An 18,364-nucleotide genomic window follows, 5' to 3' on the forward strand; every position below is an offset into this window, starting at 1 on the left:
GGCTGATCGTTCCCACGTACCGCATGGGAACGATCAGCCACTGAGGGACTGGACCGGCAAGGGACGAAACCGCCCCAGACCAGACGCCGCGGTACCGCTCAAATCACACCGTGTCCACCTTCAAGGAATGGTCGTTCAGCATCCCGTTGATGATCGTCGCCGTGTCCGCGCCTCCGGCGATCATCCCACCTGCCCCCGGCGTGACACCGTAGTGGCTGGCGAGGTTGACGCCCGCCAGGTCGATGGTCTGGCTCGGCGTGGCGCCGGCCAGTGCGCTGACGTCGATGCTGGTGGTGACCGACGCACCGCTGCCGCTGACGGTGAAGTGCAGGTAATCGTCCAGGGACGCCGCACTGCCGTTTTCGCCCTGCAACAGTTGCGACAGGTCGAGTTTGTCGACGCCGGGGGTGAAGTCGGTGATCACGTCGTGGCCGCTGTTGCCCGCCCGCCACTGGAAGGTGTCGGCGCCGCTGCCACCGGTCAGGGTGTTGTTGCCCAGGCCGCCGATCAGCAGGTCGTCGCCCCCCCCGCCATTGAGTACGTCATTGCTCAACCCGCCATCGATGCGGTTGTTGCCGGCGTCACCGGTGAGGGTGTCGTTGAAGTTCGAGCCGACGAGGTTTTCGATGCCGTTCAAGGTATCGGTGCCTGCACCGAGGGTGTTTTGCGCGCCCAACAGGCCCAGGTTCACCGTCACCGCGGCCGTGGCGTGCGCGTAGCTGGCAGTGTCGTTGCCCGTGCCGCCGTCGAGCAGGTCGTTGCCCGCGCCGCTGTAAAGCAAGTCATTGCCCGCCCCACCGTGCAGGGCGTTGTTGCCCGAGCCCGCGCTGAGGATGTCGTTGCCGTCGCCGGCGTTGAGGACGTTGTCGCCATCGCCGGCCACCAGCACGTCATCACCGCTGGTGCCCGTCAGGGTGTGCCCGGCCTGGTAGCTGATGCTCACCGCCGCACCGTCGCTGCCGCCATGGTTGTCACTGGCGGTGTAGGTGCCGTGGTAATCCGGTGTGATGTCGTGGGCGCCGGCGTAGTTGACGGTCAGGGTCAGTTGGTAGTTTTCCGCCGCATTGACGTTGCCGTTGCCGGGGTTGGCAATGTTGGTCACGTGGATCTGGTAATTGCCATCGGCGGCGGCCGTGAACGAGCCGCCATCGGCAATGGCGATGAATGGCCCGCCGTTGAGGGCGTATTCCAGGCTGACGTGGCCGGCCGCCAGGTTGTGATCCAGGGTAAGGGTTTCACCTTGCTTGAGGCTGATGTTGAGCCGGTCTTCATCATTGGCGTTGTTGTTGGACACCGCCCCCAATGCGCCGCTGACCACCAGCACGGCAGTCATGGTCGCGGCATTGGCGACGAACGTGCTGCGGCTGAGGTTGATCGACTGCACATTGTTGCCGGTGAAGCTCGCCGTGCCGGTGCTGCCGGTAAAGTCCGCGCCACGGGCCACCCAGCCGGTGTTAAAGCTGGTGGGCGAAGCGCTCAGCGGATCGCCATTGGCATCGCCGTCGTTGCCCAGCAGCAGTTCGCCCGGAATCACGATGTTGCCCGAGAGCACGTTGGTGATGATGTTGTCATCGACCGCCACCGGTGGGCTGTTGGGTTGGACCTTGATGACCAGGTTGGAGCTGGCCAGGTCACCGTCGTTATCGCTGAGGGTATAGCCGATGTTCTCGGTGATCACGGTGCTGGTGGTGGTCTGGGAGGCATAGCTGAACGCACCGGTATCGAGATTCACCACGAGCATGCCGCTATGGGCGGTGGCAATGCTGAGGGTGTTGGTCACGGTATTGAAGGAGCCGTGGTTGGCCCCGCCGCTGGCGGTCAGCGCACCTTGGCCACCGTTGGCGTCCGGGTTGTAGCTGTAGGTCGTGCCGTCCACCACCAGGCTCTTGATAAACCCGCCGTCGGCGCCGAACGAGCCGCCCTCGCCGAACAGGCTACCGGTCACCGGCACGCCCTGCACCGTGCCGGAAAGCACCGAATTGAGCTGGTTCAAGTCAGTGACCACCACCGCGTTGGTGTCGGTGTGGGTGCTGCCATCATAGGCCAGCGGGTCGAGGTTGACGTTTCTGGCGCCGCTGCCCAGGCCGACGGCGTAATTCTTGATGTTGTTGGCATCGAGAAAGGCTTTCCACGCGACCTCGTCCGCCGAGCCGATTTCGCCCAGGGTCGGCTTGCCATCGGAGAAGAAATAGCCAATGTTCTGTGCGCCGGTCAGTTGTCCGGGGGTTGCGAACGCCGTCTTGGCCATCGCCACGGCCGCATCGTAATTGGTGTCACCGTGCGCGTTCAACGCGGCGATCAGCGTCTTGGCCGTTGCCACGTCCACCCACACGCTACTCTGGTCGGTGGCACTGCCGCTGAAGGTCACAAGCTGGACTTTGACGTCGCCCATGTCGTCGTATTTGTCGAGCAAGGCGCTGATCGCCTGCTTGGCCAGATCCATGCGCGAAAGCCCCGGCACGCCGGAATCGTCTTTCATGCTGCCAGACACATCGAGCACGATCAGCAGGTTCGAATCGATCTCCACCGCCGTGACCGATCGCTCGGACGCGACTGCCTTGGGCACATCGTCGACGATGCTCACCACCAGGCTGCCGTTGACGCTGTTGCCCAGGGCATCGGTGGCCTTGTACGTGAAGCTTTCGTTCAACACGTTCGGGCCGTCATTGGCGTGGGGCGTGGTCGTGGCGGGCGAAGTCAGGGTGTAGGTGTACGAGCCGTCCGGATGGAGCAGCAATTGCCCATACGCCCCCGTGGCGTTGCCCACCAGCGTGAAGGTCACCGCGCCCGTGGCACCGGACACCGAACCGACCAGGCTGCCGCTGGCTGTTTCGCCGGTGGAATTCGGGTTACTGCCAGTGACGGTGCCGGGGGCCAGGTCCTGGCCGTCCTGGTTCAGGTCCAGGGCTTTTTCGTAGACGGTGATGTCCTGGTCCGACGTGGCGACGAGGCAGCTGTTGTGCACGTCGATGGTGATGGTCGTGGTGCTCTGGTCGCCATCGGCATCGCGCACGGTGTAGGTGAACACGTCGGTGGCGCCCGGTGCGCCGACGCTATTGGGGTTGCTGTGGTAGACGGCGTTGCCGTTGGCGTCCAGGGTCAGGTAGCCGTAGGTGCCGTTGATCTGGGTATTGAGGCCACCGATCACCGGGGACGAGGTGTCGTTGCCGGCCCGGATGCCGATGACTTCACCGCCGTCGGCGCCGAGCACGTCGTTGCCCAGCACATTGCCGTTGACCGTGCCGCCCTCCACCACCGAAGCGAAGTCGGCATGGGCGTTGGGCACATCGTCGACAATGTTGATCACGATGGTGCTGGTGACGGTATTGCCCAGGGAGTCCGTGGCCTGGTAGGTGAAGCTTTCGCTCAAGACGTTCGGGCCGTCATTGGCATGAGGCGTGGTCGTGGTCGGCGCGGTCAGGGTGTAGGTGTAGGTCCCGTCGGCGTGAAGCAACAACTGACCGTAGGCTCCGGTGGCATTACCCACCAAGGCGAACGTCACGGCACCCACGGCACCGGACACCGAACCGACCAGGCTGCCGCTGGCTGTTTCGCCGGTGGAATTCGGGTTGCTGCCAGTGACGGTGCCGGGGGCCAGGTCCTGGCCGTCCTGGGTCAGGTCCAGGGCTTTTTCGTAGACGGTGATGTCCTGGTCCGACGTGGCGACGAGGCAGCTGTTGTGCACGTCGATGGTGATGGTCGTGGTGCTCTGGTCGCCATCGGCGTCGCGCACAGTGTAGGTGAACACGTCGGTGGCGCCCGGTGCGCCGACACTATTGGGGTTGCTGTGGTAGACGGCGTTGCCGTTGGCGTCCAGGGTCAGGTAGCCGTAGGTGCCGTTGATCTGGGTGTTGAGGCCGCCGATCACCGGGGACGAAGTGTCGTTGCCAGCCCGTACGCCGATCACTGCGCCACTGGCAGCCGGCCCGTCGGCACCGCCCACGTCGTTGTCCAGTACGTTGCCGCTCACCGTCCCGCCCTCCACCACCGAGGCCGAGTCGGCGTGAGCGGTTGGTAAGTCGTCGACGATATTCACGTCCAGGTTGCCGTTGGCGGTGGTGCCGTTGTCATCGGTGACCACGACCGCGAACTGCTCGCTCAGGCTGTTGGCACCGTTGGCGTTTGGATGGGCTTCGTTATCCAGCAGCGTGTAGCTATAGCTCACTACCCCCGTGGTGGCGTTGAAGCCCGTGATGGTCAGGGTGTTGCCCAACGCGGTGGTGATCGACTGAGGGAAACCAGCGGCCACGCCACCGCTCACCACGTTGATACCGCCGACGCTCAAGGTTTGCACGCCATCCAGTGCGGTGACGGTAAAGGTGCCGCTCTGGGTCAGCGCCGGGGCATCGGGGTTGCTGCCGTCACTGAGGTTTTTCTCCTGCACCGTCAGCTCGCCGCCATCGGTGTCGAGGCCGGTGATGATCACCGGGTCGTCATTGTTGTGGACTTGCAGCACCAGGTTGGCGGTGCTGGTGTCGCCGTCGGCATCGGTCAGGGTGTAGGTGAAGGTCTCGCTGCCATTGCCCCCGCCGTGCAGGCCTTTGAAGTCTGCATCCGTCGTATTGAGCGTATAGGTGTAGGAACCGTCGGCGTTGAGCACCAGGGTGCCGTAAGTCCCGGTGAACGTCCCAGGCGTGACAGGGCCGGACGCGACCTGGTCCGCACCTTGGGTGTCATTGGTCAGCACGCTGCCGGTCAGGGTCAGGTGGGTTTCCGACGCGGTGGCGGCGTTGCTGTCGTCCACGGCCTTGGGCACGTCATCGACGATGTTCACGTCCAGGTTGCCGTTGGCGGTGGTGCCGTTGTCGTCAGTGACCACGACCGAAAACTGTTCGCTCAGGCCGTTGGCACCGTTGCCGTTGGGATGAGCTTCGTTATCCAGCAGCGTGTAGCTGTAACTCACCACACCCGTAGCGGCGTTGAAACCCGTGATGGTCAGGGTGTTGCCCAGCGCGGTGGTGATCGACTGAGGGAAACCGGCCGCCACGCCACCGCTCACCACGTTGATACCGCCGACGCTCAAGGTCTGCACACCATCCAGTGCGGTGACGGTAAAGGTGCCGCTCTGGGTCAGCGCCGAAGCATCGGGGTTGCTGCCGTCGCTGAGGTTTTTCTCCTGCACCGTCAGCTCGCCGCCATCGGTGTCGAGGCCGGTGATGATCACCGGGTCGTCATTGTTGTGGACTTGCAGCACCAGGTTCGCGGTGCTGGTGTCGCCGTCGGCATCGGTCAGGGTGTAGGTGAAGGTCTCGCTGCCATTGCCACCACCGTGCAGGCCTTTGAAGTCTGCATCCGTCGTATTGAGCGTGTAGGTGTAGGAACCGTCGGCGTTGAGCACCAGGGTGCCGTAAGTCCCGGTGAACGTACCAGGCGTAACCGGGCCGGACGCGACCTGGTCCGCACCTTGGGTGTCATTGGTCAGCACGCTGCCGGTCAAGGTCAGGTGGGTTTCCGACGCGGTGGCGGCGTTGCTGTCGTCCACGGCCTTGGGCACGTCGTCGACGATGTTCACGTCCAGGTTGCCGTTGGCGGTGGTGCCGTTATCGTCAGTGACCACAACCGCGAACTGCTCGCTCAGGCTGTTGGCACCGTTGGCGTTTGGATGAGCTTCATTGTCGAGCAACGTGTAGCTGTAGCTCACCACCCCCGTGGTGGCGTTGAAGCCCGTGATGGTCAGGGTGTTGCCCAACGCCGTGGTGATTAAGATCGGAAGCGGTGGTGATCGACTGAGGGAAACCGGCCGCCACGCCACCGGTCACCACGTTGATACCGCCGACGCTCAAGGTCTGCACACCATCCAGCGCGGTGACGGTGAAGGTGCCGTTCTGGGTCAGTGCCGGGGCATCGGGGCTGCTGCCGTCGCTGAGGTTTTTCTCCTGCACCGTCAGCTCGCCGCCATCGGTGTCGAGGCCGGTGATGATCACCGGGTCGTCATTGTTGTGGACTTGCAGCACCAGGTTCGCGGTGCTGGTGTCGCCGTCGGCATCGGTCAGGGTGTAGGTGAAGGTCTCACTGCCATTGCCACCGCCGTGCAGGCCTTTGAAGTCTCCATCCGCGGTGTTGAGCGTGTAGGTGTAGGAACCGTCGGCGTTGAGCACCAGGGTGCCGTAAGTCCCGGTGAACGTACCGGGCGTCACGGGGCCGGACGCGACCTGGTCCGCACCTTGGGTGTCATTGGTCAGCACGCTGCCGGTCAAGGTCAGGTGGGTTTCCGACGCGGTGGCGGCGTTGCTGTCGTCCACGGCCTTGGGCACGTCGTCGACGATGTTCACGTCCAGGTTGCCGTTGGCGGTGGTGCCGTTGTCGTCAGTGACCACGACCGAAAACTGTTCGCTCAGGCCGTTGGCACCGTTGCCGTTGGGATGAGCTTCGTTATCCAGCAGCGTGTAGCTGTAACTCACCACACCCGTAGCGGCGTTGAAACCCGTGATGGTCAGGGTGTTGCCCAGCGCGGTGGTGATCGACTGAGGGAAACCGGCCGCCACGCCACCGGTCACCACGTTGATACCGCCGACGCTCAAGGTCTGCACACCATCCAGCGCGGTGACGGTGAAGGTGCCGTTCTGGGTCAGTGCCGGGGCATCGGGGCTGCTGCCGTCGCTGAGGTTTTTCTCCTGCACCGTCAGCTCGCCGCCATCGGTGTCGAGGCCGGTGATGATCACCGGGTCGTCATTGTTGTGGACTTGCAGCACCAGGTTCGCGGTGCTGGTGTCGCCGTCGGCATCGGTCAGGGTGTAGGTGAAGGTCTCACTGCCATTGCCACCGCCGTGCAGGCCTTTGAAGTCTCCATCCGCGGTGTTGAGCGTGTAGGTGTAGGAACCGTCGGCGTTGAGCACCAGGGTGCCGTAAGTCCCGGTGAACGTACCGGGCGTCACGGGGCCGGACGCGACCTGGTCCGCACCTTGGGTGTCATTGGTCAGCACGCTGCCGGTCAAGGTCAGGTGGGTTTCCGACGCGGTGGCGGCGTTGCTGTCGTCCACGGCCTTGGGCACGTCGTCGACGATGTTCACGTCCAGGTTGCCGTTGGCGGTGGTGCCGTTGTCGTCAGTGACCACGACCGAAAACTGTTCGCTCAGGCCGTTGGCACCGTTGCCGTTGGGATGAGCTTCGTTATCCAGCAGCGTGTAGCTGTAACTCACCACACCCGTAGCGGCGTTGAAACCCGTGATGGTCAGGGTGTTGCCCAGCGCGGTGGTGATCGACTGAGGGAAACCGGCCGCCACGCCACCGCTCACCACGTTGATACCGCCGACGCTCAAGGTCTGCACACCATCCAGTGCGGTGACGGTAAAGGTGCCGCTCTGGGTCAGCGCCGAAGCATCGGGGTTGCTGCCGTCGCTGAGGTTTTTCTCCTGCACCGTCAGCTCGCCGCCATCGGTGTCGAGGCCGGTGATGATCACCGGGTCGTCATTGTTGTGGACTTGCAGCACCAGGTTCGCGGTGCTGGTGTCGCCGTCGGCATCGGTCAGGGTGTAGGTGAAGGTCTCGCTGCCATTGCCACCACCGTGCAGGCCTTTGAAGTCTGCATCCGTCGTATTGAGCGTGTAGGTGTAGGAACCGTCGGCGTTGAGCACCAGGGTGCCGTAAGTCCCGGTGAACGTACCAGGCGTAACCGGGCCGGACGCGACCTGGTCCGCACCTTGGGTGTCATTGGTCAGCACGCTGCCGGTCAAGGTCAGGTGGGTTTCCGACGCGGTGGCGGCGTTGCTGTCGTCCACGGCCTTGGGCACGTCGTCGACGATGTTCACGTCCAGGTTGCCGTTGGCGGTGGTGCCGTTATCGTCAGTGACCACAACCGCGAACTGCTCGCTCAGGCTGTTGGCACCGTTGGCGTTTGGATGAGCTTCATTGTCGAGCAACGTGTAGCTGTAGCTCACCACCCCCGTGGTGGCGTTGAAGCCCGTGATGGTCAGGGTGTTGCCCAACGCCGTGGTGATTGACTGAGGGAAACCAGCGGCCACGCCACCGCTCACCACGTTGATACCGCCGACGCTCAGGGTTTGCACGCCATCCAGCGCGGTGACGGTGAAGGTGCCGTTCTGGGTCAGCGCCGAAGCATCCGGGCTGCTGCCGTCGCTGAGGTTTTTCTCCTGCACCGTCAGCTCGCCGCCATCGGTGTCGAGGCCGGTGATGATCACCGGGTCGTCATTGTTGTGGACTTGCAGCACCAGGTTGGCGGTGCTGGTGTCGCCGTCGGCATCGGTTAGGGTGTAGGTGAACGTTTCGGTACCGCTGCCTCCCCCATGCAGCGCGACAAATTGCGGGTCGCTGGTGTTGAGGGTGTAGGTGTACGTGCCGTTGGGGTTGAGCACCAGGGTGCCGTAGGTGCCGGTGAACGTCCCACCCACGATCGGGCCGCTGTCGGGGCCGGTGGGAATGCGGTCGGCGCCCTGGAGGTCGTTGGGCAGCACGTTGCCAGTGAGCGTGACCAGGGTTTCGGAGGCGCTATTGGCGTTGTTGTCGTCGATCGCCTGCGGCACGTCGTCGGTGATGTTCACGTCGAGGGTGCCGGTGGCGGTGTCGCCGTCGGTGTCGACCGCCACCACCGGGAACTGTTCGGTAATGCTGTTGGCACCACCGCCGGTCGGGTGAGTTTCATTGCCCGTGAGGGTGTAGGTGTAGCTGACCACTCCGGTGGCCGGGTCATAGCCCGTGATGGTCAGCGTATTGCCCAACGTCGAGGTGATGGCCTGGGGAAAGCCCACAGGCACGCCACCGGTCATCACGCTGATGCCACCGATGCTCAAGCTGCTCAGCCCGTCGGGGGCGGACACCGTGAAGGTGCCGCTCTGCACCAGCGCCCCCGGATTGCTGGCGGTGCCATCGGCCAGGTTGGCTTCGTTGGTGGTCAGTTCACCGCCTTGCACATCGACCCCGTCGAGGGTCACCGGGTTGTCGGGAGGCGTCACCGGCGGCACGCCGGCGTCGTTGCCGTTATTGTCTGGCTCAGCGGCCAGGCGCAATTGCGGAAACTCGGGAATCCCGTTGAAACCGGCGGTGGGGAAGCCGATCTGCGGATCAACCTGCCCGCCCACCTCTTCCAGCAGCACATAGCTGTGGCCGCCACCCAGGCCGCCCGCGGCGTTGCCCGCCCCAGGGCCTGCTGCCGTGGCTTCGCCCGTCTGGGTCGGGTCGGCGCCGGCCGCGATGGCTTGTTGCAGTTTTTGCACATCGGTCAGTTGCGCGTCGCTGGGGGCCGTCGCTTCCGGCGTATCCACATGCGGCGCCTGCGCCTGGTGCGCGAGCAATTGCGCCGTCAGGGTCAGGTTGCTCTCGCGGCCCAGGGTCAGTTCCTGGCCGTTCTGCAGGTGCACCGCCACTGCGCCCTCGGCACCGGTGACCAGGTGTTCGCCGGCATAGAGCCGATCGCCTTCCACCAAGGGCCGCCGCAGCCCTCCGGCCGCTTCTGCGAAAACCTGCCCTACCACTTTGCTGACGGTACCGATGAGCGCTGCCATGTGCTGTCCTCCGTTGCCGACTGCAATCGGCACGTGTCTGGGTGAAGAATCCGTCCTCGGGATGGCGATCGAAAAGCTGGAAAATCTGCCAGCTTTTACAGGGTCGAAAGGTGCTGGCTTTCCGACAGAATGACAAAAAACCGTCGCTTAATTTCGCCCCGCCGTCCCCACTTTCGACACTTCTTCACGTCGTCTAGAAAATCGCCTGAAACTTTTATTGACGCCTAAAAGCCGTCATAACCCGCAGATTCAAAGGCTTGCGCTTTGAACAATGTGCTGGTTTTCGAAGAGCACATAAGTTTTTTTCGAAATAAGCCTTATGAGAAATTCTTCTTAGGTTTCTCGCAGGATGTTCTTAGCTGTGTTGTTACAAGGTTGAAACGGTTTTGATCTTAAATACGTCAATTTTCTGGCGACAACGAAGCACTTACAGACCTCAGGAGATGCACCCCATGCGCGTTCTAACCCCCCTCTGCAGCGCGGTTTTGCTGGCCATGGCCTGCTCTTCTCAGGCGCAGGCCATGTCATTGACCGAAGCGATCCAGAGCACCATCGCGACCCACCCGGAACTGGCACAGCGGGTGGACAGCCGTCTGTCGGCCAATGAAGACGTCAAGGTCGCCAAGGGGGGCTTCTACCCGTCGGTGGATTTGAACGCCGGCTACGGCCGTGGCTACAGCGACAACACCAACACCCGGGCATTGGGCAACCACCACACCAATATCCTGAACTACACCCAATCGGAGCTGCGCCTGCGGCAGATGATCTTCGACGGGTTCAACGTCGCCAATGAAGTGGAACGCACCAAGGGCGTGGTCAACTCCCGCGCCTATTACGCCCAGGGCACCGCCCAGGACCTGGCCCTGCGCACCATCGAGGTCTACCTGGAAGTGCTCAAGCGTCGCGAACTGGTAACCCTGGCCAAGAACAACCTGCAAGCGCACTTGCGGGTCAACGACCAGATCGGCCTGCGCACCGAACGCGGGGTGGGCAGCACCGCCGACGCCGACCAGTCCCGGGCCCGTCGCGCCCTGGCGGAAAACAACTTCGACACCGCCGAAGTGGACCTGGCCGATGCCGAGGCGAACTTCTACAGCGTGGTCGGACGCATGCCCGATGAACTGGAAACCCCGCCCTCGACCAAGGGTGAAATGCCCGCCGACCTGCGCCAGGCCCAGCAGAGCATGATCGACAACAACCCGTACCTGAAATCGGCCCAGGCCGACATCCAGTCTGCGGAAAGCCAGTACGAGGTGGCGAAGTCGCCGTTCTATCCACGCTTCGATGCCGAAGCCGCGGTGGGCGCCAACAACAACCTCGGCGGCGAGGAAGGCCACGACAACAACTGGCGCGTGGGCGTGGTGATGAACTACAACCTGTTTCGCGGCGGCAGCGACAAGGCCCGGCTCGCGTCCAACGCCCATCAGATCAACCAGGCCATGGACATCCGCAACAACGCCCTGCGCCAGCTCAACGAAGACACGCGCCTGGCCTGGAACGCCATGACCAACGCCCGTAAGCAGACCCCTACCGCCCGCGAATACGCCGAGACCACCACCCGTGTGCGCGCGGCCTACCAGGACCAGTTCGGCCTCGGCCAGCGCACCCTGCTGGACCTGCTCGACAGCGAAAACGAGCTGTACAACGCCAACCGGCGCTACACCGAAGTGCGCTACACCGAGGAATACTCGATGTACCGGGTGCTGGCGAACATGGGCCTGCTGCTGAACAAACAGCGGGTGGTGCTGCCGGCCGACGCGATTGCGCAGACCGAGGTCAAGAACGAAGCGCGGTTGCCAGAACTCAAGTAGCGCCTGGGAGCGACCGACATGACCAGCATGGAACCCGCAACCCCCGGCGCCGACCCGCGCCTGAACTTTGATGATCCCTTGCTGGACGGCCTGTTGATCCTCTGCAAACTCCATGGCGCGACCGCCAGTCGCGCCAGCCTCAGCGCCGGGCTTCCTATGGCGCACCAACGCCTGGGCCTGGAGCTGCTGCCCCGCGCAGCAGCCCGGGCCAGCTTGCAGGCCAGGGTGCTGCGCCGCGAGCTGGCCGACATCTCGCCGCTCAACCTGCCGGTGATGCTGATCCTGGCGGGAGGGCGCTGTGCGGTACTGCGGCGTTGGGGCGAGGACGGCCGGGCATTGATCCTGCCCAGCGAAGCCGACGGCGGCGAACAATGGGTCAGCCGCGAGGAACTGGCCCTCGACTACAGTGGCCAGGCCTTGTTCGCCCGGCCACGGCATGAACTCGAAGACTTGCGCGCCCCCTTGGTGCCGCGGGTCGAAGCGTGGTTTCGCGACACCTTGAAACTGTCGCGCTGGCTGTACAGCGACGCGATCCTGGCGAGCTTGCTGATCAACCTGCTGGGGTTGATGGTGCCGCTGTTCGTCATGCAGACCTACGACCGCGTGGTGCCCAACCAGGCCACTTCGACTTTGTGGGTGCTGGCCGTGGGATTGTTGATCGGCACCGGGTTCGAGCTGGTGCTGCGGGTGGTGCGCGCTCATCTGTTGGACACCGCCGGCAAGAAAACCGACGTGATCCTCTCCGCGACCCTGTTCGAACGCATCACCGGCATGGCCATGAAAGCCAAGCCGGTGACCATCGGCGGGTTCGCCCAGAGCATCCATGACTTCCAGGGCCTGCGCGAATTTCTCACCGCCGTGACCCTCACCAGCCTCATCGACCTGCCCTTCGCCGTGCTGATGCTGGTGGTGATCGGCTTGCTGGGCGGCTGGCTGGTGGTGATTCCGGTCATCGCGTTCCCGATCACCATTGTTTTCGCCATGATCATCCAGGTGCGCCTGCGCGACACCGTGCAAAAAAGCCTGGCCCTGGGCGCCCAACGCCAGGCCTTGCTGATCGAAACCCTCGGCGGCCTGGAAACCCTCAAGGCCTGCAGCGCCGAAAGCGAGCGCCAGCATCAATGGGAAAGCACCCACGGCGCCCTCACCCGCCTGGACAGCCACGCGCGCAACCTCTCGGCGCTGGCGACCAACGGTACGCTGTTCCTGCAACAACTGGCCGGCATGGCGACCATCGTGGCCGGGGTCTACAGCATCATCGCCGGCAACCTCAGCGTCGGCGCACTGGTGGCCACCTACATGCTCGGCAGCCGGGTGCTGGCACCCCTGGGCCAGATCGCCGGGCTGATCACCCGCTACCAGCAAGCCCAGCTCACCATGCGCAGCACCGATGCCCTGATGGCCCTGCCCCAGGAGCGCGATGCCAGGCAGCGGCCGCTGGAGCGCACCCAATTGCAGGGTGCGCTGGACATCAGCGGCGTGACGTTCCATTACAACGGCCAGAGCACCCCGGCCTTGGCCGACATCAGCTTCAGCCTCAAGCCCGGCGAACGGGTCGGGATCATCGGGCGCAGCGGCTCGGGCAAAAGCACCCTGGCGCGCCTGGTGATGGGTTTCTATGCGCCGCAGGAAGGCCAACTGCTGCTCGACGGCCTGGACCTGCGGCAGCTGGACGTCGCCGACCTGCGCCAACAGGTCGGCTACGTGGCCCACGACTTGCCGTTGCTGGCCGGCAGCCTGCGCGACAACCTCACTCTGGGCGCCCGCTACGTCAGCGACGCGCGCATGCTGGAAGTGGCGGAACTGACCGGCGTCACCGAACTGGCCCGCCAGCATCCCCAAGGCTTCGACCGCCCGGTGGGTGAGCGTGGCCAACTGCTCTCCGGTGGACAACGCCAGGCCGTGCTGATGGCCCGGGCCCTGCTGCTCGACCCGCCGATCCTGCTGCTGGACGAACCCACCAGTGCCATGGACAACAGCAGCGAGGACCTCTTGCGGCAAAAACTTCATACCCGTGTGCAGGGCAAGACCGTGCTGCTGGTTACCCACCGCACCTCGATGCTGAGCCTGGTGGACCGCCTGGTGGTGCTGGACAACGGCCGGATCGTGGCGGACGGGCCGAAGGACGCGGTGATCGATGCGCTGCGCAAGGGGCGGGTGGGGTCTGGCGCCGTCTAGTCGATGCCGTGGCGAGGGAGCTTGCTCCCGCTGGGCTGCGTAGCGGCCCCGGACCCTGACACCGCGGAACGTCAGGCAGATCGAGTTGATTTTTTGGGGCCACTTCGCAGCCCAGCGGGAGCAAGCTCCCTCGCCACAAAAGCGTCACTTGGCTTTATTTCACTTAACCAACGGGTATCCCCATGTCTGCCCAAACACCCGATCCAACTGCCCGAAGCTACTTCGGCAGTTTCAACAAAAGCGCCGAAAGCGAGTTCATGGCGGAAACCGCCAGCGCGGCGTTGCAGGATTCGCCTCGGCGATCGCGGGTCACCGTGTGGCTGGCCGCCGGGCTGATCATCACCGGGTTGGTCTGGGCGAAGCTGGCGGTCTTGCAGGAAGTCACCACCGGCGAAGGCAAGGCGATTCCGTCGAGCAAAGTGCAGGTGATCCAGAACCTGGAAGGCGGCATCGTCACCGAGATTTTCGTGCGCGAAGGCCAGATGGTGAACAAGGGTGACACCCTGTTGCGCCTGGATGACACGCGGTTCCTGTCGAACAAGGGCGAAAGCGAAGCCGACCGCTACGCCTTGACCGCCCAGGTCGAACGGCTCTCGGCCGAGGCCGAGGGGCGCCCCTTCACGCTGTCGGCCGAGGTGGCCAGCAAGGCCCCGCAAGTGGCCGAGGACGAACGCGCGCTGTACGAACAACGGCAACGGCGCCTGGCCAGCGAAAAACGGACCCTGACCGAACAACTGCGGCAGAAGACCCAGGAACTGGCGGAGTTTCGCTCCAAGCAAAGCCAGTTCAGCTCTGCCCTGGCCTTGCTGCAAGAAGAAATGAACATGTCCGCGCCCTTGGTGAAGACCGGGGCCGTGTCGCCGGTGGAGATCCTGCGGCTCAAACGCAACGCGGTGGAAATCCGCGGCTCGCTCAACGCCACCACCCTGGCCATTCCCCGGGCCGAATCGGCGATCAATGAGATCAAGAGCAAGATCGACGAATCGGAACAGACCTTCCGCTCAGACGCGGCCAAGGACCTCAACGAAAAACGCACCGAGCTGTCGAAAATCACCGCCTCGAGCATCGCCATCGACGACCGCGTGTCCCGCACCACCGTGGTCTCGCCGGTGCACGGGGTGATCAAGCAATTGAAGGTCAACACCATCGGCGGCGTGGTGCAGCCGGGCAGCGACATGGTGGAAATCGTGCCCTTGGAAGACAACCTGCTGATCGAAGCCAAGGTCCGTCCGCAGGACGTGGCATTCCTGCATCCGGGCCAGAAAGCCATGGTCAAGTTCAGCGCCTACGACTACACCATCTACGGCGGACTGAGCGCCCGCCTCGAACTGATCGGCGCCGACACCATCACCGACGACAAGGGCAACAGCTTCTACCTGATCCAGGTCCGCACCGACAAAAACCACTTGGGGGGCGACGTGAAGCCGCTGCTGATCATCCCGGGGATGGTGGCGACCGTGGACATCATCACCGGAGAGAAAAGCGTGCTGGACTACTTGCTCAAACCGGTGCTGAAGGCGCGGACCGAGGCGATGCGCGAGCGGTAGTCTCTGGCTGGGACTATCTGTGGCCATTCGGGCCCCTTCGCGGGCAAGCCCGCTCCCACATTGGATGGATGATGCGCCTCAGAGCCTCTGTGGGAGCGGGCTTGCCCGCGAAGGGGGCGGCAGGAACACGCACTATTTTTCAGCATGGTTGCGCCGAAACGTCTGCTCCCCCATCGCCGCAATCTGCCCTTCGATCAACGCCTCGAACGGCTTCAGCAACGGCTCGAAACTCGTCGGTGCCTCCAGTACCTGCAATGCCTGGACAATCGCCTCCACCGTCGACAGCGCCCCTGGCCCCGGTGCCTTGCGCAAGCGATAGCGGGACACCCCGCCGTCAGCCAGCGTCACCCTCGGCAGTGCCGCCAGCAATGGATTGAGGTGCAGCAACTTGCGCGCCTTGCGCCAGGTACCGTCCGGCACCACCAACAGCAGTGGATCGTCGGACGCTGCATAAGCCTGCAACGGTTGCGCGACCTCGCCGGGAAACAGCAGGCGTGCCTGATACCCCGGCCGGTGGAGCAATTGCGGCAAGTCTTCGAACACTTCGCCCACGATCAGCTCGGCATTGTTCAACCCCAGGGCCGCCAGCCGGGCGGTGTTCAAGGCGTGATTGACTTCGCTGGGATGCTGCAGCAGCAACACCCGGGTACGGCTGTCGAGGCTGGGAATCAGCGGGCACAGGCAATGGCTTTGTGGCCGGTGGCAACGCGGGCAATGGATTCGGGACATGGCGGCACCTCAGGCCTGGTTGAGCTGCGCCTTGAGCAGGTCGCGGAAGGTCTGGATCAAAGGTTCGCGGCTGCGGCCACGGCGCACGATCATCGAAAACGGCGCCTGGTAGCCAAAGGTGGCCGGCAGCAGCACCCGCAAATCGCCCTTGTCGACCCAGGCCTGGGCGTAATGCTCGGGCAAGTAACCGACATAGGCACCGGACAACACCAGGATCAACTGCGCCTCCATGCTCTCCACCGTCGCCGCGCTGTGCTTGAAACCATGGCGGGCCAGTTCGGCCTGGCTCCAATACCCGCGTCCGACCATACGCTGCTGGGTAATGACTGGTTCGGGGATGCGCCGCTCGTGGAACAACGGGTGGCGATTGCTGCAATACAACCAATGCTGCTCGCGGTACAGCGGCATGTAGACCAGCCCGCTCATGCGCGTGGAAAACGCGCCGATGGCCAGGTCCAGGCGGTTGTCCTGCACACCGAGCTGCAGTTCATAAGGGCTCAGGACGGACAGGTGCAGGTGCACCGCCGGATGCTCCTGGCTGTAGGCACCGATGGCCTCGGCGAATGGCAAGGCCTTGTCGCTGACGGTGGAGTCGATCACGCCCAGGTTCAGCGTGCCGCGCAGCTCCCCCTTGAGGGCCGCCGCATACTGTTCGAACCCTTCGAGCTCACCCAGCAGGCGCAGGGTTTCCTGGTGGAACAATTCGCCCTTGCTGGTCAGGCTGAACCCACCCCGCCCGCGATGACACAGCACCAGGCCCAGGGCCGATTCGAGCTGGCTCATGTAAGTGCTGATGGCCGATGTCGAAAGGTTGAGTTCGTGCTGGGCGTTGGCAAACCCCTGGTGCCGGACCACGCTGACGAAAATACGCAGCAGTTTCAGGTCGGGTAGAGCGTTGGCCATTGGGTTTCTCCGTACCGGCGTATCACTGCAAGACTGTGTGGCGAGGGGATTTATCCCCGCTGGGCTGCGAAGCAGCCCCAATACCATTTTCCTGACACACCGAGCTTTCAGGTTTTAGGGCCGCTTCGCGCCCCAGCGGGGATAAATCCCCTCGCCACAGAACCACACCCATCCAAACAGGGGGACCGTGCTGACGCGGAGTCTATCGCCCTACCCCACATTAGTTTAGAAAAATCTGAACTAAGTATTTGCCCCCAGCGATTTTTCAGCGCCACGGCTTTTCGCAGAATCGGCCCCTGATAAATAAAACAACGATGAGGCCCTACCCGTGGACAAGATTCTTCACCAGCCACTGGGCGGCAACGAAATGCCGCGCTTCGGCGGCATCGCCACCATGATGCGCCTTCCCCACGTGCCCACCGCCGCCGGCCTGGACGCTGCCTTCGTCGGCGTGCCGCTGGACATCGGCACCTCCCTGCGCGCCGGCACCCGTTTCGGGCCCCGCGAGATCCGCGCCGAATCGGTGATGATCCGCCCCTACAACATGGCCACCGGCGCTGCGCCCTTCGACTCGCTGTCGGTCGCCGACATCGGCGACGTGGCAATCAACACCTTCAACCTGCTGGACGCGGTACGGATCATCGAAGAGTCGTACCACACCATCCTCGAACACGACGTCATCCCCCTGACCCTGGGCGGCGACCACACCATCACGCTGCCGATCCTGCGGGCCATCCACAAGAAACACGGAAAGGTCGGCCTGGTGCACATCGACGCCCACGCCGACGTGAACGACCACATGTTCGGCGAGAAGATCGCCCACGGCACCACGTTCCGCCGGGCCGTGGAAGAGGGCCTGCTCGATTGCGATCGCGTGGTGCAGATCGGCCTGCGCGCCCAGGGCTATACCGCCGATGACTTCAACTGGAGCCGCCGCCAGGGCTTTCGCGTGGTCCAGGCCGAAGAGTGCTGGCACCATTCCCTGGCGCCGCTGATGGCTGAAGTCCGGGAGAAGGTCGGGGGCGGCCCGGTGTACCTGAGCTTTGACATCGACGGCATCGACCCGGCCTGGGCCCCAGGCACCGGCACCCCGGAAATCGGCGGTCTGACCACCATCCAGGCGATCGAAATCGTGCGCGGCTGCCAGGGCCTCGACCTGGTCGGTTGCGATCTGGTAGAAGTCTCGCCGCCGTACGACACCACCGGCAATACCTCGCTGCTGGGCGCCAACCTGCTGTACGAGATGCTCTGCGTACTGCCTGGCGTGGCTCATCGCTGAGGGGCGCGCCATGAACGAACGCGAGCAAGTCCTGCTGGCCGCCGCCGAACTGGTGGCGGCCTTCGCCAGCAACGACCGCGAGGCTTACTTCGGCGCGTTCACCGCCGATGCGAGTTTCGTGTTCCACACCCTCGAACAGCCGTTGCTGTCACGCGATGCCTACCAGGCGTTGTGGGATCGCTGGCGGTCCGAGGATGGCTTCGAGGTGCTGGCGTGCACCTCGAGCAACGCCTTCGTCAGCCTGCAAGGTGACGTGGCGGTTTTCATCCATGACGTGGCCACCGAGCTGCGCTTGCAAGGGGAGCGACACTTTAGCCAGGAGCGCGAAACCATCCTGTTCCGCAAGCAGGAAGGACGCACACAAGAACAACAGGGCCTTTGGCTGGCCTGCCATGAACATTTGTCCGCCATGCCGGAAGGGCTGCCACCCCCTTAGCCAAACAGGCGACGTCCACCTTC

General features: G+C 63.9%; 7 protein-coding genes and 1 pseudogene. 5 read left to right on the forward strand and 3 right to left on the reverse strand.

Features of this window, described 5'->3' with window-relative positions:
• Positions 1 to 103 precede the first annotated feature (103 nt).
• Positions 104 to 9,458, reverse strand: a pseudogene (locus VM99_16905) (type I secretion target).
• A 452-nt stretch (positions 9,459 to 9,910) separates the two neighbouring features.
• On the opposite strand from VM99_16905, the gene VM99_16910 reads away from it, so the two are divergent.
• The 3 genes from VM99_16910 to VM99_16920 all read left to right on the forward strand — a co-directional run bounded on the left by VM99_16910 (position 9,911) and on the right by VM99_16920 (position 14,994).
• The gene (locus tag VM99_16910; protein AKJ99667.1) at positions 9,911 to 11,269 is read left to right on the forward strand and encodes a channel protein TolC; all 1,359 of its coding nucleotides are present in this window, start codon (positions 9,911 to 9,913) and stop codon (positions 11,267 to 11,269) included.
• A gap of 18 nt (positions 11,270 to 11,287) precedes the next feature.
• Positions 11,288 to 13,447: an ABC transporter gene (locus tag VM99_16915; protein ID AKJ99668.1), complete on the forward strand. Its 2,160-nt coding sequence runs from the start codon at positions 11,288 to 11,290 to the stop codon at positions 13,445 to 13,447.
• Between the two features lie 182 nt (positions 13,448 to 13,629).
• Positions 13,630 to 14,994 carry a hemolysin secretion protein D gene (locus VM99_16920; GenBank protein AKJ99669.1) on the forward strand — a complete coding sequence of 455 codons (1,365 nt, stop codon included), beginning with the start codon at positions 13,630 to 13,632 and terminating at the stop codon, positions 14,992 to 14,994.
• Positions 14,995 to 15,126: 132 nt separating this feature from the next.
• On the opposite strand, the gene VM99_16925 is transcribed toward VM99_16920, so the two are convergent.
• The gene (locus VM99_16925) at positions 15,127 to 15,723 is read right to left on the reverse strand and encodes a DTW domain-containing protein (protein AKJ99670.1); all 597 of its coding nucleotides are present in this window, start codon (positions 15,721 to 15,723) and stop codon (positions 15,127 to 15,129) included.
• A 9-nt stretch (positions 15,724 to 15,732) separates the two neighbouring features.
• Positions 15,733 to 16,626, reverse strand: a complete 894-nt coding sequence (locus VM99_16930; protein AKJ99671.1) for a LysR family transcriptional regulator — start codon at positions 16,624 to 16,626, stop codon at positions 15,733 to 15,735.
• Positions 16,627 to 16,954: 328 nt separating this feature from the next.
• On the opposite strand from VM99_16930, the gene VM99_16935 reads away from it, so the two are divergent.
• Together VM99_16935 and VM99_16940 are read left to right on the forward strand one after the other, a co-directional pair.
• Complete coding sequence (locus tag VM99_16935) at positions 16,955 to 17,905, forward strand: agmatinase (GenBank protein AKJ99672.1); 951 nt, start codon at positions 16,955 to 16,957, stop codon at positions 17,903 to 17,905.
• Between the two features lie 10 nt (positions 17,906 to 17,915).
• Positions 17,916 to 18,341, forward strand: coding sequence for a ketosteroid isomerase (locus tag VM99_16940; GenBank protein AKJ99673.1), 426 nt, complete (start codon positions 17,916 to 17,918; stop codon positions 18,339 to 18,341).
• Positions 18,342 to 18,364 lie beyond the last annotated feature (23 nt).

The organism is Pseudomonas chlororaphis (assembly GCA_001023535.1).
Classification (GTDB): domain Bacteria; phylum Pseudomonadota; class Gammaproteobacteria; order Pseudomonadales; family Pseudomonadaceae; genus Aquipseudomonas; species Aquipseudomonas chlororaphis_E.